Below are 22736 nucleotides of genomic sequence, written 5' to 3' on the forward strand. Positions count from 1 at the left end.
TTCATAATTCACTTATAGCAATCCGCTTAATTAAGTACTATTGCGGATTGGTCTTACCCTTTATTTGTACTGCTGATGGCTGCTTTGTTGCACAGCCGATACCTGTCTCACTATTTTTACTACATTGAAAAACACGTACGTAATCCACCAGCATTTGCTTAGGATAACCGGAAAAATCAACGCCTTTATCATTCACATTTGCTGGCCAGTTTCCGCCTACTGCAAAGTTAAGCAGTAAATGAAAACGCTGATCAAACGGAGCAAAGCCGGTATTTTCTATAAACGAGCCGTCTTGTTGTTGTGATGTTGAATACCACTGGTCGTGGCGAAATGTCGCATAGTGAACATCATCAACATACCAACGAATTTCATCTTGCTGCCATTCAAGGGCATAAACATGAAAGTTATCAGCCGGGTTATTAGCTTCGCTGAAACGGTACGGCGTACCGCTGTAAACATTTTTGGGTGCAGGACCACCGTAATGCAAGGTGCCGTGTACCCGCGTTTCAAGGCTGCCAGCTGGCGCTGTTTTGTCATCAGTGAGAGTCTTTAAATTAACTGCTTCCATGATGTCTATTTCGCCTGATGATGCCCAGCGACCATAACGCCAATCAGTCGGTAACATCCAAATTGCTGGCCACGCACCTTGCCCTGCTGGTAATTTAGCGCGAATTTCAAAACGCCCGTATCGCCAATCAGCTAAGTTTTTAGTGCGTAAACGTGCAGAAGTGAACGGCTGAGTCGCTTGTTTTTCTCGCTCAGCATCGCTACTCACTTCATCGCTATTATGCAATGGCCCAGTGTATTGCTCTTGGCGAGCAACAATATGCAATATGCCATCTTTAACAAAACTGTTTTCGCTACGCGCGGTATAGCATTGCAGCTCATCATTACCGCCACCTCGACAATTTACTTCGTGTTGCCACTTAGTTAGGTCGAGATCATTTTGCGAAAATTCGTCTTGCCAAACTAACTGCCAGCCTTCTCCTAGGCTGGCTTTGACAGGCGCTGGGGTTTGCTGACAGGCACTAAGCGCACCTGTTAGCAAAATAACAGCATACGATTTTACAGACATGAGACTGTTGCGTCCTCGGTGTGCGCGCTCGTTACTGATAGTTTAGCAATTGAGACTTGCCATGAACCTTCAGTGGCTAATTGCCAAGGCGAGAATACTTGCCCAAGCTGCACACCTTGCTCTGCAAAGCAGCTCAAATCCACGGTTAGCGTTTGCCAATCATTTGCTGCTTTAAGCTGTTTGCTAATATCAAATTGGCCGTCACAGTTTTCACCACATTGCATACCCAGCATTAGCGGCGCATCAGCAGCTTGGTCTACCTTAATTTGCATTTGCAGTTGACCCGCTTTTTCAACGTATGAACGTAAATCCGATGGGAACGCCGCCATTAAACGAACCGCAGCCGCTTCTTTACCGTTAAAAGTGATTGCACGCGCATCTTCTTGCACGTCTTTATCAAAGGTTTTTACGCTAACAGCGTTAAGTGCTGCACGGCTACTGGTCATGGCTTGTTGCTCAGAACCACTTTGTAGTTGCAGTGACCACGGTGCTTTTACGGCACGTTCAAATAGTACTAAGTCTTCTAATTTAGAGGCAACTTGTGATTTTTCGCTTAAGTCATCTGCTAATGTATTTTTATCTTGGTAAGTTAAACCAAAGCCATAAGGTAATAGTGGTGCGTAATCTTTATCACCACGGTTTTGGTTACCTACAGGGTTATTTGGCCATGAGAACGATAACTTACCTTTAAAGTCATGATTGATAGAACCATCTTGCTTTTTAAAAATAACATCGCTGATTGCATCACCTTCACTGCCTGGTAACCAAGTTGCGACAAACGCATCACTGGCATTCAGCTCTGCATTCACCCACATTGGGCGACCACTAATAAATAGTGACACCACAGGAATATCAGCATCTTTTAGCTTTTTAAGCAGGGCTAAATCAGTTTTATTACCGCGTTGGTATTCAAGGTTATCTAAATCACCATTACCTTCTGCATAAGGCTGCTCACCGAACACCACAATCGCTACATCTGGCTTAGTTTCAAATTCGCCATTCACATTGTATTGAACCTGACCACCGGCTTGCTCAACGGTATTTTTGATACCATCAAAAATTGAAGAGCCACCAGGGAAGTCGCTATTTTCGTTGCCTGTACCCTGCCAAGTGATTGTCCAACCACCTGACTGCATACCAATGTTATCAGCACCTTGACCGGCAACTAATACGTTTGAATTTGCTGATAGCGGTAACAACTGTTGTTTATTTTTCAGAAGAACCAGTGATTCACGGACTGCCTGTTTTGCAACTGCGCGATGTTCTGCACTACCAATGATCTCCGTTTTACCTGACAGCGGACGCTTAGCGGGGCTTGGCTTATCAAACAAACCTGCGCGCATTTTTACACGTAAGATACGTGTTACTGCATCATCGATGCGGCTTTGAGCAATTTCGCCACTTTTAACTTGTTTGATAAGGTTTTCGTAAAGAGGTTTCCATGCATCTGTTGGCACCATGTACACATCAAGACCGGCATTTGCTGCTTGCGCGCAGTTGCCATTAGTACAACCCGGAATTTGACCATGGCCGTTCCAGTCACCAACAACAAAACCATCAAAGCCCATTTTGCCTTTTAGTACGTCGGTAAGAAGATATTTGCTGCCATGAATTTTTTCACCGTTCCAGCTGTTAAATGACGCCATTACAGTTTGTGCTCCAGCACTTAAGCCGCCTACATAACCTTGCGCATGAATATCAAATAACTCTTGCTCAGATGCTGTGTTATTACCTTGGTCATCACCGCCTTCTGTGCCGCCATCACCTAAAAAGTGCTTAACGGTACTTATCACACGCTTATCAGATAAAAAGTCGTCATCAACTGCACCTTGCAATCCTTTAACAATGGCTGCCGAATATGCTTTCACAATTTCAGGATCTTCAGAATAACCTTCATAAGTACGGCCCCAACGGTCGTCACGAACAACCGCAACCGTAGGCGCGAATACCCAATCGATGCCTGTTACCATCACTTCTTGCGCAGTAGCGGCGGCAATTTTTTCGATTAACTCAGGGTTGTTTGTTGCACCTAAACCAATGTTATGAGGGAATAGTGTCGCACCAATAACATTATTGTGACCATGCACGGCATCGGTGCCCCACATAGTCGGAATTGAGCTACCATCGAGCGAGTCATCAATTGAGGCTTGATACATTTTTTCAGCAAGATCAATCCAATCTGCAGCACTGGCATGTTTATCATTATTTGGGAATGCGCCACCGCCATTGAGGTAAGAACCAAAGCCGTATTTACGCATATCTTCAACAGTAATATCTCGGATTTCTGGCTGGATCATTTGCGCAATCTTTTGCTCAAGGGTCATATTTGCCAGCATGTTTGCAATTTTTGCTTCCATCTCTGGATTTGCAGCAATACCCGTTTCAATGTTTGGCCAAATTTCTTGCTCAGCGTTCACGTTGGTCACCTTATCTTGCCCAGTGCAAGCTGTCATGCAGGCGCCTGCCATCATTAACGAGAAGAGTGTGAATGTTTTTTTCAATTTCATTTTTACACCTATGAAGATTGCTGAGTCTGAGTCGATACTTTTGAGCCAACCAGCGCAAAGTAAGTAATATATAAATAACAGGCGATAGGTAAGAATAACGCCATTTGTACGCCAATAGAATCGGCTAACACACCTTGTAGTAATGGAATAATTGCACCACCTACAATCGCTAAACATAAAATACCAGAACCTTTTGATGTGTACTTACCAAGGCCGTGTAAAGCAAGGCTGAAAATGGTTGGGAACATAATCGAGTTACATAAACCCACAAGCAGAATTGCCCACATAGCCAGGCTGCCCTCTCCAGTCATAGCAATCACAACCAGTAAAACAGCCAATAAGCCATGACATGCTAACACCTTACCTGCATTAAATTTTTGCATTACCACTGCGCCAATAAAACGGCCCACCATGGCTCCTGCAAAATAGTAGCTAATATAATGAGCGGCTTCGTTTTCTGGTAAACCCGCAATGTTATCTAGGGTCAAAAAGCCGACTAAAAAGCTACCAATTGCCACCTCTGCGCCTACATACACAAAAATACCAACAGCACCGAGAATTAGGTGGCGATAGCGCCAAACACTGCCTAAATCAACAAAGTCTTCTAAATCTTGGTGTGCGGCTTCGCTATCACTTTCTTTACCTAATTTTGGCAATTTTAAAAACGCAAAGATAACGGCAAGCACAAGTAAGGTTAACGACAACATTAAATAAGGGAGTTTCACTTCCTCTGCTGTAGCTTGGCTAATTTCAGATAGAATTAACCAACCACCAAAAATTGGCGCGACTGTTGTTCCTAAAGAATTAAAAGCCTGCGTCATAGTCAAACGCGAGGACGCTGTTTTTTGTGGACCAAGAACACTTACATAAGGGTTAGCAGATACTTGCAAAATCGTGATACCCGAGGCAAGTACAAACAAAGCCAGTAAAAATAACTCATACACATGAGCAACAGCAGCTGGGTAAAACAGCGCGCAACCAATGGCTGCAACCACTAAGCCAACCACAATACCAAATTGGTAGCCAATACGACTGACCAACTTACCAGCGGGGATCGACATCACAAAATACGCACCAAAGAAGCAAAATTGAATGAGCATAGCCTGCGTATAGTTAAGTGAAAACATACCTTTTAAATAAGGGATTAAAATGTCATTCAGACAGGTGATGAATCCCCACATAAAAAATAATGTGGTCAATGATGCCAGCGCAAAGTGCTGCTTAGGCATATCTGCTTGGCTTGCAGCAGCCGACACAGGGGTTGAAACATGAGCCATAATTTTTCTTCTCTAGTTAATTATATTTATCAGTTTGTTACAGCAACGTTTGGTACTTAATCACTAACAACAAATAGCGAAATATGTTGCAACATTAAATGTAAGCGCTTACATTTATAACATATAAATCATATTTAGCAATTTATTTGCAGAAAAATTGTAAGCGCTTACAGTTGAGCCTAAGCTCTAATTAGCCAAGCCTTACACTTAACCCGAAGGACGAGTATCAACTGTGTATAAATCAATTTCACTGTTACCAGATTCATCTTTACTCAAGCCCGAGTTCACGTTCGGTGTGGCAACAGCCTCATTCCAGATTGAAGGGGCACGCGATAAGCGCCTCGATTGCATCTGGGATACATTTTGCGAAAAGCCTGGCACCATTGCAGATAACAGCCATGGCGATGTAGCTTGTGATCATGTTGCACGCTGGCAACAAGATATCGAGATGATTGCAGATTTGGCTGTCGATGCTTACCGCTTATCTATTTCGTGGCCGAGAGTCATGCAGCAAGATGGCTCGGTTAACGAGCAAGGTATGGCATTTTACGCTCAGCTATTATCGGCGTTAAAAGCACGTAATATTAAGACCTACGTCACCTTATATCACTGGGATTTACCTCAATACCTTGAAGATAATGGCGGTTGGTTAAACCGCGATACGGCCTATAAATTCAAAGAATATACCGAGCTTGTTACTCAACATTTAGGCCATTTGGTTGATTCATTCGCCACCTTGAACGAACCATTTTGTAGTGCTTATTTAGGTTATGAGGTGGGTGTACATGCACCTGGCATAAAATCACAACAAGCTGGCCGACAAGCAGCGCACCACTTATTACTTGCCCACGGCCTTGCTATGCAAGTATTACGTAAAAACTGCCCTGACACAGAAGCGGGTATCGTATTAAACTTCAGTCCAACTTATCCTTTAACCGCCGATGATAAAAAAGCCGCTGAGCTTGCTGATCAATACCATAATCAATGGTATATCAAAGCGGTTTTAGAAGGTGCTTACCCATCGTTACTGGATGATTTAGCAGATGAAGTTAAACCAATTATAATTGCTGGCGATATGGCGATTATTAATCAAGCTGTCGACTTTATTGGCGTTAACTATTATACCCGCATACACTACAAAAATACCGCTGATGGCTGGTTTGAAGAAGCAAACCTTACGGATGTTCGCGTCACCGATATGGGCTGGGAAGTTTACCCACAAGGTTTAACTGAGCTTTTGGTATCACTTCATCAGCAATATGATTTACCAAAAATGTATATTACCGAAAATGGCGCAGCCATGGCCGATACGTTAGAAAATGGTGAAGTGAACGATATAGAACGAGTAGATTATTATCACACTCACTTAAATGCGGTATGTGATGCAATTCGCCAAGGCGTCGATATTCAAGGCTACTTTGCGTGGAGCTTAATGGACAACTTTGAATGGGCGTATGGCTACGAAAAGCGCTTTGGGTTAGTTTATATTGACTATCAAAGCCAACAACGCATTTTAAAAGAAAGCGCAAAACAATATCGCGCGCTGCTCAAACAGCGATAAAAATAACAACAATCGAGAACACACATGCTGACAAAAAGAGAAAAAATAGCCTACGGATTAGGCGACACAGCAAGTAATATCATCTTTCAAACGGTGATGTTATTTTTAACTTTTTTCTATACTGATATTTTTGGTATTTCACCCGCGATTGTTGGCACCTTGTTTTTGGTGGTGAGAATCGTTGACGCAATTACCGACCCATTAATGGGAGCTTTAACTGATTCAACCCGCACTAAGTGGGGAAGCTATCGCCCCTATTTGCTTTGGCTTGCTATACCATTTGGGGTGATCAGCATGATCACCTTCACCACACCAGACCTACCAGAGTCAGGCAAAGTCATTTACGCCTTTGTCACTTACACTTTGCTGATGCTAGTTTACACCGCGATTAATATTCCTTACTCAGCGTTAGGTGGGGTATTAAGTGGCGACCCGAAAGAGCGAGTATCCATTCAATCTTATCGATTTGTGTTTGGTATGCTGGGCGGCTTAATTGTCAGTGCCTGTACTTTACCTTTGGTAAACTGGCTTGGCAAAGGTGATAACGCTACGGGCTACCAACTCACGATGGCCCTGATGAGCGGCTTAGGTGTGATCTTATTCTTAATTTGTTTTCGCTTTACCAAAGAGCGCGTAGCGGCGCATAACAGCTCATCGTTGAGCTGGAAAACCCGCATGAACACGCTATGGCAAAATGGCCCATTTAAAGTATTGTGCTTTGCTGCATTTATGCTGTTAACCAGTATGGTACTGCGCACTACCCTTGCCATTTACTATGTAAAATATGTACTTGGTGAAGCCGAGCTGGTCACCTACTTTGTTACCATCGGCATGATAGGTAATATTTTGGGCTGTGCCTGTGCAAACCCACTCAGCAAACGTGTTGATAAGAAAACCGCCTATATTCGTTTACAATATATCTCTGCAGCTATTAGTTGCGTGGCATTTTGGTTGCCGGGCGAACAGCTGATACTTGCCTTTGCGGTGTATTTTTTATGGTGTTTCTTCACGCAAATGGCAACCCCGCTACTGTGGGCAAAAATGGCCGACACCATAGATTACGGGCAATGGAAAACCGGTGAAAGGCTAACAGGCCTAGTCTACGCAAGCGTGGTCTTTTTTATTAAGCTTGGTCTTGCCCTTGGCGGTGCCATTGCAGGTTGGTTACTGGCATTTTATGGCTATGAAGCTAATACCGAACTCAGTGAACACACGCTTTCAGGTATCTTAATTTCGTTTACCCTTTACCCAGCAATAGGTAGTATGCTTGTCGCTTTCATAATGAAAAGGTATATTCTGGATAACCAAACGGTTGAGCAGATCAGTGCCGATTTATCGTCAAAGCAGCATCCATAATTTTGTTTAAAAAGGAATAACATGGCCACCATTTACGAGGTGTCGAAACTTGCAGGTGTTTCTCTTGCAACCGTTTCACGAGTAATGAACAACAATGCAAATGTCAGTGATGCAACACGTAAAAAAGTCACTGCCGCAATGGATGAACTTGGCTATCGACCTAACTCAATTGCTCAGTCATTGGCATCAAATTGCTCGAACAGTGTTGGCCTACTGGTCTCTGAATTACAGGGTCCGTTTTACGGGCCTATGATGAGCGGCATTGAAAATACCTTTCGTAACCAAGGCAAACATCTGATTATTGCTGCGGGTCACAGTGATGAAGAACGCGAAAAACAAGGGATTGAATTTTTAATTAGCCGTAACTGCGATGGCCTTATTTTGCATGTTGAAGCGGTCAGCGACGACTACCTTATAAAACTCAGTAAAGGTCGCACGCCGTTTGTTTTGATCAACCGCTATATCAGCGAACTCAGTGACCGCTGTATTTTGCTTAACAACATTAAAGGTGGCTATTTAGCGGCGAAGCATGTGTTAGAGCAAGGTCATAAAAATATTGCCTACATCAGCGGGCCGCTTTGGAAACAAGATGCCAAAGACCGTCTAGAAGGACATAAACAGGCCCTTGCTGAGTTTAATCTTGAGTTTGATGAAAACCTATTATTCCAAGGTGACTTCATGGAAGCGAGTGGTTACGAAGGTTTAAAAGCACTTCATCAACAAACGCATCCATTCACAGCGCTCATCTGTGCCAATGATGAAATGGCTGTAGGCGCAATGGCTAGCGCGCGGGATTTAGGGTTAACTTTACCTAAGCAATTGTCGATTATGGGTTACGATAACGTATTTTTCACCCGTCACGTTTACCCACAATTGAGCACCGTTAATTACCCAATAGATGAGATGGGTCGCATGGCAGCAGATTGGGTGTTAAATCATGTTTATCAAAAACAAACCCCACCACTACAAACGCTATTTGAACCAGAGCTGATAGTTAGACATTCAATTAGCCGCCAATCAGCTCAGATAACAAGCCAAGGTTAATCGGCTTTAATAACACTTGTTCAATCTCAAGTTGTTCAATTTTTTCTGGCTCTGGCTCTGCGCCACTAACAATGACAAGATTTAAGTCAGGGTGGCGCTGCTTTATCTCATGGGCTAAATCAAGCCCTTCACCATCCGGCAAATGCATATCGAGTAACACTTTAGCAAAGTTTTGATCGTCACTCAGGGTCGCAAGACATGCAGCACAACTTGGCGCTATAACAGTTTCAACACCTAAGCTTTCAAGCAATAACTGAGTGATTTGCGCCGCATCACTGTCGTCCTCAACCAATAAATAGCGTGTACTCTGTAATGTCACTTCAGGACTGTCGTCTTGCTCAACCACAGGTGCAGTATTGCCTTCGCAAATGTAATGATTGAGCACTTGGTAAAGCAGCCCAGAATCAACCGGTTTTGCAATCATATCGTTAAAACCAAGCGCGCTTAACTCAGTTTTCACCCCTTTCATGGTGGCGGCTGTAAGTGCAATAATCGGCCCTTGATAGCCCATTTTACGTAGCTCTATAGTGGCCTCTTTTCCGCCCATAACCGGCATATGCAAATCAATAAATACAATATCAAAAGGCTTACCCGCTTGCTCTGCATTAGCTACTTTTTCAATCGCTTGTTTACCGTGTTCTGCATACTCCACTTCTGCGCCAGTGCTGGTGATCATATGGCCAACGAGATTACGTAAATCTTTTAGGTCGTCCACCACTAATACTCGCCCTGTGGTTTTTAACGTTGCTAGTTTTTGCTGGCAATCGGGGTTTGAATCAAAGCGCAGCACTTGGCGTTCAATATCTCGAATATTGCCAGGGTAAATCGAAAGAGTAAATTCAGAGCCCACCCCTTGCGTTGATTCAAGTTCAATAGAACCTTGCATACGACTAAGTAACTCTGAACAAATAGCAAGGCCCAATCCTGCTCCACCGACATCTCGTGATTCTACATCGGCAATTTGTTCAAATGGTTTAAAAATCAGTGCTTGTTTTTCAGCTGGAATACCAAGGCCTGTGTCTTTAATACTAAAAAACAGCATTTCTCGTTCATTAACCCAAGCAGTCCAAGCTCGCACTGTGATCTCGCCTTGGTTGGTAAACTTGATTGCGTTGTTGATGATGTTAATGAGGATTTGGCGTAACCGTGTAGCGTCTGTGTTTATAACTAAAGGCAGAGCTTGCTGCGACTCAAACTTAAGAGTTAAGCCTTTATCAAGCGCAGAAACGCGCATTAAGGTATAGACGTCAGCCATTAGGCTATCTAAGTTAACATCACTGCAATTGAGCTCCAGTTTATCGGCAGCAATCTTTGATAGGTCGAGCACATCATTTAGCAAACTCAGTAAGTGTTTACCATTTCGGTAAATCACACCCAACTCATTTTGAGCATGCTGATTTTTATCACTTTGCATGAGTAACTCAGTGTAACCCAAGATAGAAGACAGAGGTGTACGTAACTCATGACTCAAATGGGCCAAAAAGCGGTCTTTAGATCGGTTTTCGGCTTCTGCTTTTAAGCGTTCAACACGCTCATCTTCAACATCTCGGCGAGCTAAAGCGTAGCGTATAGCACGGGCAAAGCGGCTAGAGTTCATCTCGCTTTTAACCAGATAATCAACCGCACCGGCATCGAGCGCTGCAGAATCGAGAGCTTCATCTGATTGCCCGGTAAGCATGATAATCGGGCCGCGAAAGCCATTTGCCACAGCCCGTTTTAGTACTTCGAGGCCATCTGATGCGCCTAAGCGATAATCTAACAAACAAATATCATGTTTGTTTTCGCTAAGCTCACTAATGGCCTCTTCAGGGCAACTTAACCACTCAACATCGAATGTATGGGAACCTAATTGGTCTAGGTAGTCGCAAGTAAGAATATAATCGTCTTCGTCGTCTTCTACTAAGAGTAATCGGGTTACCTTGTCTAACATTCTTATTCCTTATTCCAATTAGCTTAATTAAGTATTTATGCGAATTGGACTTAATCGTTCTGTGAGGGTGGTAGCTCTACAAACTCTACCCAGTATTTCCCTAGTGTTTGCATTAACTCAACTAAACCTTCAAAAGTAACCGGTTTAGTGATGTATGATGCAGCGCCCAAGTCGTAGCCTTTAACCATATCTTCTTCTTGTTTTGATGTGGTTAAAATCACTACTGGAATACCCTTTAAGTTAGGGTTGGCTTTGATGGCTTGTAATGCTTCTCGGCCATCCATACGCGGCATATTTAAATCGAGTAAAATCAAGCCCGGACGAGGCGAGTTTTCTTTTTCACTAAATTTGCCTTTACGCTCAAGGTATTCAAGCAACTCTACACCGTCTTCAACAAAAAACAGCTCGTTCAATACACGGCTTTCGGCCAATGCATCTTGGGTTAATAAACGATCATCTTCGTCGTCATCAGCCATTAAAATGGTAATTGGTTTAACTTTATTAAGTGGCATTACGCCTCTCCTTGTAATGTGAAAAGCGATGCTTCCACGGGTAGTTTAAGGGTGAAGCTTGCACCCTCACCAACGCGACTGCTTGCGGTTATTTCTCCGCCATGACGCTCAACAATACGACGACAAACCGATAAACCTATGCCTGTGCCTTTATATTGAGAACGACCATGCAGTCGCTGAAACGGAACAAATATTTTTTCAAGATACTCTTCAGAAAAGCCGATGCCGTTATCTGAAATGGTAATAACTTCCCACTCCACATCACTATTGTGAGCTTCGCTAAATTCTGACGTTCGCTGGTATATAATATCAATCACAGGCGCAACATTCTCACGTCTAAACTTCACCGCATTTGAAAGAATATTTAAGAACAATTGCAGCATTTGGCTTGGATCGGCTTGAATATGCGGTAAAGTATCAAGATTAACCGTAGTTTCAGATTCTTTTATCGCAATTTCAAGATCATCAAGAACTTCTGCAACAACTTCATTTAAATCAGTATCAGTAAAATCTTTACCACGGGTGGTTACGCGTGAGAACTCAAGCAGGTCATTGATTAAATTAGACATACGCTGAGCCGCATTTTTCATCCGGCTAATATAGTCGATGCCTTTTTCACCTAGTTCATCTTTGAACATCTTTTCAAGGCGGTCACTGAAGGCTTGGATCTTACGCAGTGGCTCTTGTAAATCATGACTTGCAACAAAAGCAAAGTCTTCAAGCTCTCTGTTTGAGCGGCTTAGCTCATCAGAATAGATAGTTAGCTCTTGCGTACGTTCTGCAACTTTTGCCGCTAGATTCTCGTTTTGATTTTCAAGCTCAGCTCTGTATTTAGCTTGGTTACGTAAGTTGATACGTGTTAATACAAACATACCTATAATCAATAAGGTACTGGTCACAGCCGTAATAGCAAATGTAATCTTCGCTTCGTTTTTGATTTGCGAGAGCTTTGCAAACTGCTCTATCTTAAAGTTAAGCTCTCGCATTTGTATTTCATCAACTGCTGTACGAATATCTTTATATAAATCGCGACCTTGGTCAGTTAATAACAAGCGGCGAGCTTTAACGTCTTTATTTGCAAGGGCCAGGTCGGTGGTTTTAGTCATTACCGCCACTTTGTCGTTTACCAAATGTATTAAACGAGCAATGCGGTCTGCTTGACCTTCAATTTCTGAATGCAAACTTTTCACAAGCATGATCTGCGCTTGCATTGAAGCGATTGCATCATTGTAAGGGAGTAAATAATCTTCTCGGTCACTAAGTAAATAACCACGCTGACCTGACTCGGCTTGAACTACAGACAAGTGTAGTCGCTCTATCGCAGTATTCAGTGAATTGGTGTTATCAAGACTACTTTGTGTTTCGGTGAGTGAGCGAATGCTATTAAGAGCTAAAAACGCATTAGCCACCACGATACAGAGCACCACGGCTATAAAGCCTGCCCAATTGACCGCTATCTTTCCTTTTTGTTTTTGCATTTGCTTCCTAATCTATGAGTGCTTAATCTGCAGCGTGAGTGTCACTTATTTCTTGTAAGTGCTCACTACACTGCTGACAATTAGCTATTATTTTATTTAATGCCTCTAATGCTTTTTGTTTTGGCATATCATTTTCTAATACGAGCTTAACTAACTCTGCATTCATTGAGATACGGTTCAGCGGCGCACGGGCATCGTGCACCATTTTTCGTAAAGACTCGTTATTATTCATAGCTATCCTTTTATTTGTATTCGCCAATGCCTCCATAAGCATTTAAACGGTTATAAAGTGTTTTCGTACTGATCCCCAGCATTTGTGCTGCAATCGTCTTGTTACCTTGTACTTTATCTAAAGTAGCGTGGATCAATTCTTTTTCAACTTCTTCAATGGTTTGCCCTGCAACAACTTGGTTTGCTTGGCTCTCTTTATTCACTTTAGAGAATGGCGACTCTAGCGATTCAGGTAAAGTAATAGCTGTGCCTTTAGGGTCACTCATAATAAAGGCGCGGTGAATAGCGTGGCGAAGCTCACGCACGTTACCTGGCCAATCATGGGCTTCAAGCTCTTTGATTTGCACCGCTTGCCATTTAAAGTCGGTGCCGTTTTCTTCATTAAGCTGCTCTAAAAAGGCATTGGCAAGCAGTGGAATATCTTCTTTGCGCTCACGAAGCGGTGGAATATCAATGGGGAATACCGCTAAACGAAAGTAAATGTCTTCACGTATAACATTGTTTTGCGCAAGATCGGTCAAGGTGCGGTTGGTTGCAGAAATAACACGGCAATTTACTGCTTGCTCTTTTGTGCCACCCACTCGGGTTACTTTTTTGCTTTCAAGTACACGTAGTAAGTTTGGCTGCATATCAATTGGCATTTCAGTTACTTCATCTAAAAACAAAGTACCACCAGCAGCTTGTTCAAACACACCCTCTTTACGCGCAATAGCCCCTGTAAACGCGCCCTTTTCATGACCAAAAAGCTCGCTACCAATCAGCTCTTTTGAAAATGCACCACAGTTAGTTGCCACTAAAGGGCCATCACACTCAGTCGCATTGTGTATCGCCTGCGCCACCACTTCTTTACCGGCACCACTTTCACCCATCAACATTACATTGGCAGAAGTGGCTGCAACACGTTCAATCATAGTGTAAAGCTTTTGCATCACCTCAGATTCACCTATTAGAGTGCCGAAGTGGCGTTTAATCGCTGGCGTTGCTTTTTTCTTAGGGGCTGCTTTTTTAGGGTTAAGTACACGCTCAATGTCTTCGCGTTGCAGTGGCTTAACTAGGTGGCCAACATTTGGCTCACACATTTCAGCCAACTTACCTTTTACTGAAGGGTGACCTGAAATTAACGTAACACGAGGCGATTGACCGATAGCTTTTAAGTGCTCTAGTAAATGAAGGCCGCTGCCATCTGGCAACATAAAATCTAAAAAGACATGATCAAACGTGTTGTTTTCAAACCATTGCTCAGCTTCAGCAAGGTTCGCTGCGGTATTTATATTGTGCCCTAGGAACTCAACTATATGACAAACTACATCGCTAAATTCACTGTCATCATCAACTAAAAGTACGTTCAACATATTAATTTCCTAAGCTTTTTCTACCATTCTACGCAAAGTTTTTTCGAAAATAAAACTAAACGTTAGATACCTAAATAGTTCTTAATTCCAATTATCTTACCTTATTAGTTTCAATTTGGGGTAAGCATAATGAATTAAATGCGAAAAAAAGGTTATTATGGCACGTTCAATATTAAGCTAAGCTGTACTTGCATTAATTTAAAGTTGTAATCCTATGAAGTTATTAAGAAAAGTAATTCACCCAAGTTTAAGTAATGACTATGGAACGGTGTTCATTCGTCACACTGCCCGCGCCATTGTTTTAAAAGGTGAACAAATACTACTTTTATATACCGCCCGTTATGATGACTATAGCCTACCTGGCGGTGGCGTTGATGAAGGCGAAAGCATTGAGCAAGGACTCCTGCGAGAGTTACATGAAGAAACGGGTGCACTACAAATTCAAATAAAGCAGCCATTAGGATTATACGAAGAAATCAGGCCTTGGTATAAAGACGACTTTGATTGTGTTCATATCAAATCCTATTGCTACTTCTGTGAAATTAGCGATGAATTTGCAGACCCTAAAATGGAGCATTACGAAGTGCAAAATGGCATGCACCCTAAGTGGGTGAATATTTTTGATGCCATCGCACACAACGAAACCACCACGGCAATGAGTGAAAAACAGGGACTATCGATTCAGCGCGAGACCTTTTTATTAAAGCTCATTGCTGACATTCTTTAAGTTATTTTACATTACTTTACGCAACCATCAGATATTGTGGCAGTCTATACTTATAGTTAAAGCCAATTATGAGAGTAAACCATGAGTAAGGTAGCCCCCCTTTCAAAACCAACCATCCTTTTACATTGGACCGTTGCCATTTTGTTTATCGGCGTATTCGCGATGGGCATTTATGTTGCTGATTTTGCCGAGCCACCCGCTAAATTTACTTATATGGGTTGGCATAAATCAATGGGCTTAGTGGTATTAGTTTTTGCCATTGCAAGGCTTATTTGGCGTATTAAAGAAGGTGCATTACCCGCGACATCTGCAATGCCTAAATGGCAAACAGCGATTGCTCACCTCACTCATGGCTTATTATTACTTGCAACTCTAGCTATGCCGTTATCTGGTTTTATCATGAGCTATGCGGGTGGTCGTGCAATTAGCTTCTTTGAGTTTGAGCTATTGAGCGCACCAGAGAAAACACCTTGGCTTGCTGATGCAGGCAGCTTTGTGCATCACAGTTCAGTGCTTATTATCGTGGTGATTTTAGCCTTACACATTGCCGCAGCACTTAAACACCAGTTTGTTGACAAAGATGGCATGCTTAGTCGCATGCTAGGTAAGTCTTAAATCAAATTTAAGCGGGCTTAGGGTGAGCATAAAAACGCCATAAGCCCACTAAATTACTTATTAAAAATACCGTTTCCATTACCACTGCTAGTGGTGAAAAAACCAAAGTGTTATGGGCTATCCAACCAATCGTGCCAACAATCATCAGTATGCGTAAGGTAAAATCTTTGCCTTGGAATGAAGCATAAGTTTGCAGTAACGTTGCCGACAGCGCGATAAAGCTAACCCAGCTTTGCCAAGTAAATAGTACTGCGCTAATACTCAAAAGTATAAAAGCTATCATCACCCAGGTTTTGCGGGCAAAAATACAATAGCCATAACGTAGTGCTGCAATCAGCATTAAGCTCGCTGCACTGAAGTTATCGAGCAGCATAAAGTGCACAGATGTCAGTAGAACCGAGCTAAACAAACAAGCTAAAATTGCCTGCCTTTGTTTAAACTGAAATGAAGCCAAATCGAGTAATGTGGCAATGGCAACTAAGCACTGAGATAAAATAAACATAACGACTCCTGAAAAATCAACAGTGTAATGTTCACTATTTTGCTGCGCCTTAACTTAAGTTAAGACGCCGTCTAATTCGCGATAAAGAAATCGCAGAGATCCCTAAATACATTGCAATCTCGTTTAAACTCAGTTGTTCAAGCCAATGCGGCTTTTGTTCTAGTAAATATTGGTAACGCTGCTCAGGGGTATTGAGTAATAAAAACGCTTCTTTTGCTTCTTTAAACAATAATTGCTGACTAATTAACTGATGTTTTATTGCTTGCCAGTCGGCACTATCAAGTAAAGCCAAAGGCACCTTAATAAGCTCAGCATCACGTATTACTTTTAGCTGATAAAGCGCTGGGGTTTTAATTAACCAGTTACCATAAAGCAGTGCAAATTCATCTTGAAAGTAAAACTCTTTACACTTTTGCGTACCCTGCGAGGATGCATGAAATGCCCCAAGCACCCCAGATATAATTAAGTAACCTGCATCTTGTTCGTCGCCTTGCTGCAATAAAACATCACCTTTAGCGTACCGCTTTATAGCGCATTGCCCTGCAAGTTTGTTACGAAATTCACCGGCTAGCTGATGATAACTATCACCGAGCGGAAGTAACTGGGTATCAGTCAAGACTGCCAACCTTGCATTAGTAATTCAGTAATTTGCTGGGCGTTAACCCCTTCTCGAACCACAAAGCGCTCACCACACCAAAGCGGAGAAAAACCACTGTCGCCTTTAGTCTCTGCTTTTGCACGTAATGCCGTCATCGCAATCGATGCATATGGAAAGGGCGGCGCTTGCTCTGGCATCGCCCCTAACTCTTGCATCACTCTGTTGCGTATTCCTCGTGCTGGGCGACCAGAGAATAAGGTTGTCAATTCTGTTGAGTCTGGCTTAGCCGTTTTTAATACTTCACGATGTAAAGCACTTGTTGTCGCTTCTTCGCAAAGTAAATAAGCGCTCCCCACCTGCACAGCAGATACATCTAATGCTTGGTACTGAGCTACATCTTCAGCTGAGCAAATTCCACCTGCTGCAATAACCGGTATTTCAAGCTCTACACATTCTCGCACTAATTGCGCTGTGGTTGGTTGCAGCGATAAATCCATCGATAAAAAATGACCTCGGTGACCACCAGCTTCAATCCCTTGTGCAATAACCGCATCGGCACCATTTGCTTGTAACCAGCGCGCTTCGTCAAGCGTTGTGGCTGATGAAAAAACAGCCCCACCCCACGCTTTAATCTGAGAAACAATCTCTTTACTGGGCAGACCGAAGTGAAAACTCACAACAGCGGGCTTATAAGGCGCGATAATATCGATCACTTGTTGATTAATTGGCTGGCGTGAAGCGTTACGGGTAAATTGTGAGGCATCGACAGCAAACTCATCAAAATAAGGCTCAAGCACATTATGCCAAGCAGTTTGCTGAGCCAGTGTATAGTCAGGTGTTTGATGACAAAAGAAATTAAGGTTGTACGGCTTATCAGTATGCTGACTAATGTAATCAAGCTCTGAGGCAAGCTGCTCAGCCGAGAGCATAGCGCAAGGCAACGAACCAAGCCCCCCAGCTTCACACACAGCCACTGTCAGTTTGGCGTTTTGCACACCCGCCATTGGCGCTTGAATAATCGCAAGCTCGGTATTTAACACAGAATTTGTCATTACGTATTCCTTGTAAGTTTTGCAGCCTGTTGCAGTTTTTACAGAAAAAAAAGTGTCTAGCCAAGTTCAAATTAAATAAAATAGAATTAAATCAGATAGCTAGAGCAGCGAAAAATAGGTATTAGCCTTGCAAACCTTTTCCTACAATTTTGTAAGGAGATAATGATGACTGATACTGTTACTACAATCAATCCAGCCAATGAGCAAACCTTAAATACGTATAATTTATTATCATTGCAACAAGCACAGAGTGAAGTTGACCAATGTCATCAAGCTTTTTTAAAGTGGCGCACAACATCCCATGAACAGCGCGCTAAATTACTCAATCAACTTGCACAAGTGATTGAGTCTAATCAACAAGAATTAGCGCAATTGATGACCGATGAAATGGGCAAGTTATATCAGCAAGGTCTACAAGAAGTTGAACTTTGCGCTGCAATTTGTCGCTATACCGCAGAGCAAGGGCCAAAAGTGCTTGCTGATGAAAGCCGTGATATGCAAGACGGCCGTGCAATTATTAGCTACCAACCAATCGGTGTCGTTTTAGGTATCCAACCTTGGAACTTCCCGCTTTATCAAGTCATTCGCTACGCTTGCGCGAATATCATGGCGGGCAATACTACAGTGCTAAAACATGCTGGTAATGTATTTGGCATGGCTGAAAAAATTGAGCAGTTATTTACTCAAGCAGGCTTTGATGACTATTGCTTTAAAAACTTACTGATTGACGGAAAAACCGCAAGCAAACTGATTGAGCACTCAGCTATTCGAGGTGTGACATTTACTGGTAGCGACGAAACAGGCAAAAAAGTTGCTGAGCTTGCAGGTAAACAGGTTAAGAAAACGGTACTTGAGCTTGGCAGTAACGATGCCTATGTTGTACTTGATGATGCTGACTTAAATACGGCGATTACCGCATGTACACAAGGGCGTTTGATCAATAACGGGCAAACCTGTGTTGCCGCAAAACGCTTTATTGTGGTTGATGCTTTATACGATGATTTTAAAGCCTTAATTAAAGATCAATTTGAACAAGTTGTTCTTGGTGACCCGAATGATGAAAAAACCACGCTCGGTCCAATGGCCCGTAAAGATTTGCGCGATAAACTTCATCAGCAAGTGACTGATTCAGTCAATGCAGGTGCGAGCATTGTTACTGGCGGTAAAGTTGCTGAGCACACAGGCTTTTATTACACCCCGACTCTACTTGAAAACATTAAACCGGGCATGCCCGCCTATGATGATGAATTATTTGGACCTGTAGCATCGCTTATCAGGGCAAAAGATAATGATGAGGCAATGCAAATTGCTAATGACTCTCGCTATGGTCTTGGTGGCGGTATTTTCTCAAAAGACGAACAAGCAGCTATTGAGCTTGCAAAGCATCATTTTGATACCGGTATGGTGAATATTAATGGTTATGGCCTTGCGCAACCGAACTTACCATTTGGTGGTGTAAAAGACAGTGGCTATGGCCGTGAACACGGCGGCTTTGGGCTACGTGAATTTGTTAATATCAAAACCATTATGGTCAACGACTAACCACAAAAAAAGGGCTCATTAGAGCCCTTTCTTATATCTAATTGTCCGCCCTGAATAAGGTTATCACTTGTTAAACATTGGCACTTGCTGCTTAGACGCTGCTGGCATTTTTAACTCATCCACTGCTTTTTCTTTATCAATCTGCTCTTGTTGTTTTTGATTGTCAGAATCGGGGTTATAAACAAGTTCAGTAAGTAGTGCAAAATGATCTGAGCCATATTTTGCCAAACGCTCAATACGCTTAACGCTAAACTCATTACTATGAAAAAGGTGATCAAGCGGCCAGCGCATAAAGAAATAACTGGCATGAAACGTATTAAAAAAGCCGCGACCTTTACGTGGATCTAACAAACCACTGATACGCATAAACAAGCGGGTACTACGCGACCATGCAACATCATTTAGATCTCCTGCAACAATACAAGGTCGCTGTCTGTTTTTAAGTGCTTTAGCTAAAATTATCAGCTCAGTATCACGCGGTCGTGAGCTATCTTCTTCTGTGGGGCTCGGAGGAGCAGGATGAATAAAGTGCCCTTGTACTTCTGCGCCATCTGCATCTTCAAACAAAATATGAATTGAGGGGATGTCGCTTTCGATAAGCTCACAAACTTGCTGTTGTTTAATTTTGAACTTGCTGTACAAGTGCATGCCATAACGATTATCTTTTGGGCAGTAGACACGATATGGGTACTCTTTTTCTAAACTGCTCAGTTTATTTTGCCAAGTTTGATCAGACTCTAACGTAATGAGGAAATCAGGTTGGTGCGTTTTGACTAAGCCAATTAGTTTGGCATATTCGGTGTTCGACATCAGTACATTTGCCGACATAATACGAATACTGTGCTTATCGCTTTTATTGCTTGAGGCAACTTCCTTATTAGCTAGTCTTGTGTAAGGATAAATCCAGCCAACTTGTAAAAGCAGCACGATGATACTCGCCAGAGCACAACCAATATAAAGCATTGATCCCGTACGACTGATTAAATAGCTTGCAGCAATTAAACTCGCACAAGCAAGGTAAACCACTTGCAAGCGTACAAAGTCACAACTGCGAATTAAATAATGTTGGGAATATGAAAATGGCAAGATTGAGACCACTAGCAGCATGGCCAATAGTGAACTCAATCCATAAGTCATGATCGATTCAAGCAAAATTAGCGACTCAAAATAGAAATAATTTCTCGGGTATCTTCCACTAAACGCACGACAGTATCGTCGACTTGAATTGAAATTAGACCATCTCTGTCTCGTGATTTAATCACTTTACCGCGGCGGTAAATATCACGGTCAAGAATATCGCCTTTGCGTAATTTCTTCTGCCAACCGGGTGGTAAATCACCACCATTATCAAGTTTCTTTTCAAGGCCAGGTGGCAGACTTTTACCTTTGTCCTTATCCTTGTCTTTTGCAAGTGCGCCAGCCGTCACTAGGCTTAAACCAATCACTGCAACTGTTAACAATGCTTTCATACGAGTGCTCCTTTTGTTAGTCCTAGTTAAGCGTAGCAAGTTTTTCTGAACTGGGTATGAAACAGCTAAAAAAAGCCGCTAAGCGGCTTTTGACAGGATTAACGATGGCGAGTAACGATTGATAAAATCTCTCGCGTATCGTGTACTAGATGAATAAGGCGGTCGTCGATTTCGATGGCAATAATGCCATTTCGGTCGCGACGTTTAATCACTCGACCATGGCGATATATATCTCGGTCAAGAATATCACCATGGTGATAACGCTTATACCAACCTGGTGGTAAGCCACCACCATGCCCTACTTTTTTGTATAAACCGGGTGGTAAATCACGGTAGCTGTAATGGTCGTATCTATCGTAACGATCATATCTGTCATGATGGTGATGTTTGTGGTGTTTTTTATGCTTTTTATGCTTTTTACGTTCGTGTTTATGTTCGTATCTATCATGGTCACGATCATGTTTCGCGTTTGCTTCCATAGGTATCAAACTCAAACCTAAAACGGCAACTGAGATAGTAAGTAATTTATTCATAATAGAGACCCTCAACGTTTGCTCTTGGTAAAAAGCCTAACGTTTTAGCCTGAATCATAGATGAAGGGTTACAATTTAAAAACGTAACTACTTATATACCCAAACCACCTCAAGATGCGAGTTTCAGTTGGAATTAAAAGCGATTTAGGCAAGGCATTGATTGCAAGTAATAGTGGTTCTATTGTTAAAATCAATAACGCAGTATAAATCGCTTTTAAACCAACCCTTTGGGCGCTTCACAGGCACTTACTCTCATCGTTGTTACTTCTTAAAAGGGGATGCCATTCTTGCAAAGTAACGCCTTGATATTAAGCACCTGTGAAACGCTGAATTCTGCATCTTGAGGTGGCTTGGGTATATATCAACACATTAGAAAGCCAACCTTTACATTTCTTTAAACTACTTTGGCACTATTTACGAAAAACCGAGTCTGAGTTACAGTTCCGTTTGGGCGTCTGTCGTTATATTTGCAACATAAACAAACGCTTCTTCACAACATAATAAGGATAATTTATGAATGTACTAAAATGGTGTTTGGTCATTAGCATTACTGCACTAACGGGTTGTAGTGCCATGATGAGCCAATATGGTAATCAAAAAACGCAATCAAGTTCATTGGTTGAGTACCTTTACCCAGACCAGCAAGACAGAGCAGCCCATCAAGCAACGATCCCAACTTTGAACTTACCTGCTACTGTAGGGATTGCCTTTATTCCTAACAAGTACAATGATGGCTTACACCACGGTGACGAAGTGGCACTGCTGAACAAAGTTAAAAAGCAGTTTATGCAATATGACTATATTGACCGCATTGAAGTGATCCCAAGTACTTATTTAAAAGGCGGCGAAGGATTTACCGCATTAGAGCAAGTATCACGATTATATGATGTGGATATTATGGCCCTTGTTTCGTACGACCAAGTGTCGCAAAGCTTAGAAAATAACGCCGCTTTTTTATATCTAACGATTGTTGGTTTATATGTGATTCCGGGCAATGAAAACTCAGTACAAACCTTTGTAGATACCGCCGTATTTGATGTAAAAAGCCGAAAAATGCTGTTTCGCGCTCCAGGTATACATAAAGCAGAGCAACGCAGCACAGCGATTGGCATCGATGAAGTCGCTAAAGAGCAATCGCTGGCAAGCTTTAATGGCGCTGTTGATGACATGATCACAAATCTAGATACTGAATTGGCGCAATTTAAAACCCGCGTTAAAGAAGAAAAAGTAGCTAATGTCACGCACAGAAACGGCAGTAGCGGCAGTAGCTTGTTCTGGTTAGTTGCAGCACTGGCTGGTTTTGCCGTACATCGCCGTAGCGCATAACAGACAAAGTTATTAATCGCGAAAGCTTTTACCCATCCTAAAAAGCAGT

Annotated in this window: 21 protein-coding genes; 7 read left to right on the forward strand and 14 right to left on the reverse strand. The window is 42.4% G+C overall.

The annotated features are described in order from the left end of the window. Nucleotides 1–37: 37 nt before the first annotated feature. Genes AADY36_RS13375 through AADY36_RS13385 form a run of 3 tightly spaced genes read right to left on the reverse strand, consistent with a single transcriptional unit; the run spans nucleotide 38 to nucleotide 4859 of the window. The gene (locus tag AADY36_RS13375) at nucleotides 38–1075 is read right to left on the reverse strand and encodes a glycoside hydrolase family 16 protein (RefSeq protein ID WP_342409077.1); all 1038 of its coding nucleotides are present in this window, start codon (nucleotides 1073–1075) and stop codon (nucleotides 38–40) included. Next, entirely contained in the window at nucleotides 1066–3543 is a 2478-nt protein-coding gene (locus AADY36_RS13380; protein WP_446728743.1) for a glycoside hydrolase family 3 protein, read from the reverse strand. Before AADY36_RS13380 ends, AADY36_RS13375 begins: the two co-directional genes overlap by 10 nt. A gap of 47 nt (nucleotides 3544–3590) precedes the next feature. Beyond that, the gene (locus AADY36_RS13385; RefSeq protein ID WP_054562688.1) at nucleotides 3591–4859 is read right to left on the reverse strand and encodes a sugar MFS transporter; all 1269 of its coding nucleotides are present in this window, start codon (nucleotides 4857–4859) and stop codon (nucleotides 3591–3593) included. 232 nt (nucleotides 4860–5091) lie between these two features. On the opposite strand from AADY36_RS13385, the gene AADY36_RS13390 reads away from it, so the two are divergent. The 3 genes from AADY36_RS13390 to AADY36_RS13400 are packed head-to-tail and all read left to right on the forward strand — an operon-like array spanning nucleotide 5092 to nucleotide 8820. Continuing rightward, on the forward strand, nucleotides 5092–6420 hold the full coding sequence (locus tag AADY36_RS13390) for a GH1 family beta-glucosidase (protein ID WP_342409079.1): 1329 nt from the start codon (nucleotides 5092–5094) through the stop codon (nucleotides 6418–6420). Nucleotides 6421–6444: 24 nt separating this feature from the next. Next, nucleotides 6445–7776 (forward strand): glycoside-pentoside-hexuronide (GPH):cation symporter, encoded by a 1332-nt coding sequence (locus AADY36_RS13395; RefSeq protein ID WP_250659949.1) that lies wholly within the window; start codon nucleotides 6445–6447, stop codon nucleotides 7774–7776. A 21-nt stretch (nucleotides 7777–7797) separates the two neighbouring features. Continuing rightward, nucleotides 7798–8820 carry a LacI family DNA-binding transcriptional regulator gene (locus AADY36_RS13400; protein WP_054562691.1) on the forward strand — a complete coding sequence of 341 codons (1023 nt, stop codon included), beginning with the start codon at nucleotides 7798–7800 and terminating at the stop codon, nucleotides 8818–8820. Here the strand turns inward: AADY36_RS13400 and AADY36_RS13405 are convergent. From AADY36_RS13405 to AADY36_RS13425, 5 genes are read right to left on the reverse strand one after another with little or no spacing between them, the layout of a single operon-like run. Beyond that, nucleotides 8783–10750: a response regulator gene (locus AADY36_RS13405; RefSeq protein WP_055197718.1), complete on the reverse strand. Its 1968-nt coding sequence runs from the start codon at nucleotides 10748–10750 to the stop codon at nucleotides 8783–8785. The genes AADY36_RS13400 and AADY36_RS13405 overlap by 38 nt on opposite strands. A gap of 50 nt (nucleotides 10751–10800) precedes the next feature. Beyond that, entirely contained in the window at nucleotides 10801–11262 is a 462-nt protein-coding gene (locus tag AADY36_RS13410) for a response regulator (protein ID WP_054562693.1), read from the reverse strand. Beyond that, nucleotides 11262–12740: a sensor histidine kinase gene (locus tag AADY36_RS13415; RefSeq protein ID WP_054562694.1), complete on the reverse strand. Its 1479-nt coding sequence runs from the start codon at nucleotides 12738–12740 to the stop codon at nucleotides 11262–11264. The genes AADY36_RS13410 and AADY36_RS13415 overlap by 1 nt, the downstream gene beginning before the upstream one ends. A gap of 22 nt (nucleotides 12741–12762) precedes the next feature. Then, nucleotides 12763–12972, reverse strand: coding sequence for a histidine kinase (locus AADY36_RS13420; protein ID WP_054562695.1), 210 nt, complete (start codon nucleotides 12970–12972; stop codon nucleotides 12763–12765). A 10-nt stretch (nucleotides 12973–12982) separates the two neighbouring features. Beyond that, nucleotides 12983–14323 (reverse strand): sigma-54-dependent transcriptional regulator, encoded by a 1341-nt coding sequence (locus AADY36_RS13425; protein ID WP_055197715.1) that lies wholly within the window; start codon nucleotides 14321–14323, stop codon nucleotides 12983–12985. Nucleotides 14324–14537: 214 nt separating this feature from the next. Between AADY36_RS13425 and AADY36_RS13430 the strand changes: the two genes are divergently transcribed. Next, nucleotides 14538–15050: an NUDIX hydrolase gene (locus AADY36_RS13430; RefSeq protein WP_342409080.1), complete on the forward strand. Its 513-nt coding sequence runs from the start codon at nucleotides 14538–14540 to the stop codon at nucleotides 15048–15050. An 81-nt stretch (nucleotides 15051–15131) separates the two neighbouring features. Next, nucleotides 15132–15665 carry a cytochrome b gene (locus AADY36_RS13435; protein WP_054562698.1) on the forward strand — a complete coding sequence of 178 codons (534 nt, stop codon included), beginning with the start codon at nucleotides 15132–15134 and terminating at the stop codon, nucleotides 15663–15665. Nucleotides 15666–15672: 7 nt separating this feature from the next. Here the strand turns inward: AADY36_RS13435 and AADY36_RS13440 are convergent, their stop codons facing one another. The 3 genes from AADY36_RS13440 to AADY36_RS13450 are packed head-to-tail and all read right to left on the reverse strand — an operon-like array spanning nucleotide 15673 to nucleotide 17817. Then, entirely contained in the window at nucleotides 15673–16167 is a 495-nt protein-coding gene (locus AADY36_RS13440) for a YgjV family protein (protein ID WP_342409081.1), read from the reverse strand. A gap of 49 nt (nucleotides 16168–16216) precedes the next feature. After that, nucleotides 16217–16783: a Crp/Fnr family transcriptional regulator gene (locus AADY36_RS13445; protein WP_342409082.1), complete on the reverse strand. Its 567-nt coding sequence runs from the start codon at nucleotides 16781–16783 to the stop codon at nucleotides 16217–16219. After that, a complete protein-coding gene (locus tag AADY36_RS13450; RefSeq protein ID WP_342409083.1) occupies nucleotides 16780–17817 on the reverse strand; it encodes an NAD(P)H-dependent flavin oxidoreductase in 1038 nt (345 codons plus the stop codon). Before AADY36_RS13450 ends, AADY36_RS13445 begins: the two co-directional genes overlap by 4 nt. A gap of 165 nt (nucleotides 17818–17982) precedes the next feature. Between AADY36_RS13450 and AADY36_RS13455 the strand changes: the two genes are divergently transcribed. After that, the gene (locus AADY36_RS13455; protein ID WP_342409279.1) at nucleotides 17983–19359 is read left to right on the forward strand and encodes an NAD-dependent succinate-semialdehyde dehydrogenase; all 1377 of its coding nucleotides are present in this window, start codon (nucleotides 17983–17985) and stop codon (nucleotides 19357–19359) included. A gap of 63 nt (nucleotides 19360–19422) precedes the next feature. Here AADY36_RS13455 and AADY36_RS13460 read toward each other — a convergent pair whose 3' ends face one another. From AADY36_RS13460 to AADY36_RS13470, 3 genes are all read right to left on the reverse strand, one after another. After that, nucleotides 19423–20496, reverse strand: a complete 1074-nt coding sequence (locus AADY36_RS13460) for an endonuclease/exonuclease/phosphatase family protein (RefSeq protein ID WP_342409084.1) — start codon at nucleotides 20494–20496, stop codon at nucleotides 19423–19425. A 17-nt stretch (nucleotides 20497–20513) separates the two neighbouring features. Further along, on the reverse strand, nucleotides 20514–20828 hold the full coding sequence (locus AADY36_RS13465) for a hypothetical protein (protein ID WP_054562704.1): 315 nt from the start codon (nucleotides 20826–20828) through the stop codon (nucleotides 20514–20516). 98 nt (nucleotides 20829–20926) lie between these two features. Then, on the reverse strand, nucleotides 20927–21361 hold the full coding sequence (locus AADY36_RS13470) for a hypothetical protein (protein ID WP_342409085.1): 435 nt from the start codon (nucleotides 21359–21361) through the stop codon (nucleotides 20927–20929). Nucleotides 21362–21874: 513 nt separating this feature from the next. Here AADY36_RS13470 and rhlP point away from each other — a divergent pair. Continuing rightward, the gene (gene rhlP / locus AADY36_RS13475; protein WP_054562706.1) at nucleotides 21875–22687 is read left to right on the forward strand and encodes a rhombotarget lipoprotein; all 813 of its coding nucleotides are present in this window, start codon (nucleotides 21875–21877) and stop codon (nucleotides 22685–22687) included. The last annotated feature ends 49 nt before the right edge of the window (nucleotides 22688–22736 follow it).

Origin of the sequence: Pseudoalteromonas sp. D15MCD-2 (assembly GCF_038562745.1) — a bacterium.
GTDB lineage: Bacteria > Pseudomonadota > Gammaproteobacteria > Enterobacterales > Alteromonadaceae > Pseudoalteromonas.

Coding starts and splice junctions, on each gene's coding strand:
- AADY36_RS13375 (WP_342409077.1), bottom strand. CDS start 1,075: ATGTCTGTAAAATCGTATGCTGTTATTTTGCTAACAGGTGCGCTTAGT.
- AADY36_RS13380 (WP_446728743.1), bottom strand. CDS start 3,543: ATGGCAGGCGCCTGCATGACAGCTTGCACTGGGCAAGATAAGGTGACC.
- AADY36_RS13385 (WP_054562688.1), bottom strand. CDS start 4,859: ATGGCTCATGTTTCAACCCCTGTGTCGGCTGCTGCAAGCCAAGCAGAT.
- AADY36_RS13395 (WP_250659949.1), top strand. CDS start 6,445: ATGCTGACAAAAAGAGAAAAAATAGCCTACGGATTAGGCGACACAGCA.
- AADY36_RS13400 (WP_054562691.1), top strand. CDS start 7,798: ATGGCCACCATTTACGAGGTGTCGAAACTTGCAGGTGTTTCTCTTGCA.
- AADY36_RS13405 (WP_055197718.1), bottom strand. CDS start 10,750: ATGTTAGACAAGGTAACCCGATTACTCTTAGTAGAAGACGACGAAGAC.
- AADY36_RS13410 (WP_054562693.1), bottom strand. CDS start 11,262: ATGCCACTTAATAAAGTTAAACCAATTACCATTTTAATGGCTGATGAC.
- AADY36_RS13415 (WP_054562694.1), bottom strand. CDS start 12,740: ATGCAAAAACAAAAAGGAAAGATAGCGGTCAATTGGGCAGGCTTTATA.
- AADY36_RS13420 (WP_054562695.1), bottom strand. CDS start 12,972: ATGAATAATAACGAGTCTTTACGAAAAATGGTGCACGATGCCCGTGCG.
- AADY36_RS13425 (WP_055197715.1), bottom strand. CDS start 14,323: ATGTTGAACGTACTTTTAGTTGATGATGACAGTGAATTTAGCGATGTA.
- AADY36_RS13430 (WP_342409080.1), top strand. CDS start 14,538: ATGAAGTTATTAAGAAAAGTAATTCACCCAAGTTTAAGTAATGACTAT.
- AADY36_RS13435 (WP_054562698.1), top strand. CDS start 15,132: ATGAGTAAGGTAGCCCCCCTTTCAAAACCAACCATCCTTTTACATTGG.
- AADY36_RS13440 (WP_342409081.1), bottom strand. CDS start 16,167: ATGTTTATTTTATCTCAGTGCTTAGTTGCCATTGCCACATTACTCGAT.
- AADY36_RS13450 (WP_342409083.1), bottom strand. CDS start 17,817: ATGACAAATTCTGTGTTAAATACCGAGCTTGCGATTATTCAAGCGCCA.
- AADY36_RS13455 (WP_342409279.1), top strand. CDS start 17,983: ATGACTGATACTGTTACTACAATCAATCCAGCCAATGAGCAAACCTTA.
- AADY36_RS13460 (WP_342409084.1), bottom strand. CDS start 20,496: ATGACTTATGGATTGAGTTCACTATTGGCCATGCTGCTAGTGGTCTCA.
- AADY36_RS13465 (WP_054562704.1), bottom strand. CDS start 20,828: ATGAAAGCATTGTTAACAGTTGCAGTGATTGGTTTAAGCCTAGTGACG.
- AADY36_RS13470 (WP_342409085.1), bottom strand. CDS start 21,361: ATGAATAAATTACTTACTATCTCAGTTGCCGTTTTAGGTTTGAGTTTG.
- rhlP (WP_054562706.1), top strand. CDS start 21,875: ATGAATGTACTAAAATGGTGTTTGGTCATTAGCATTACTGCACTAACG.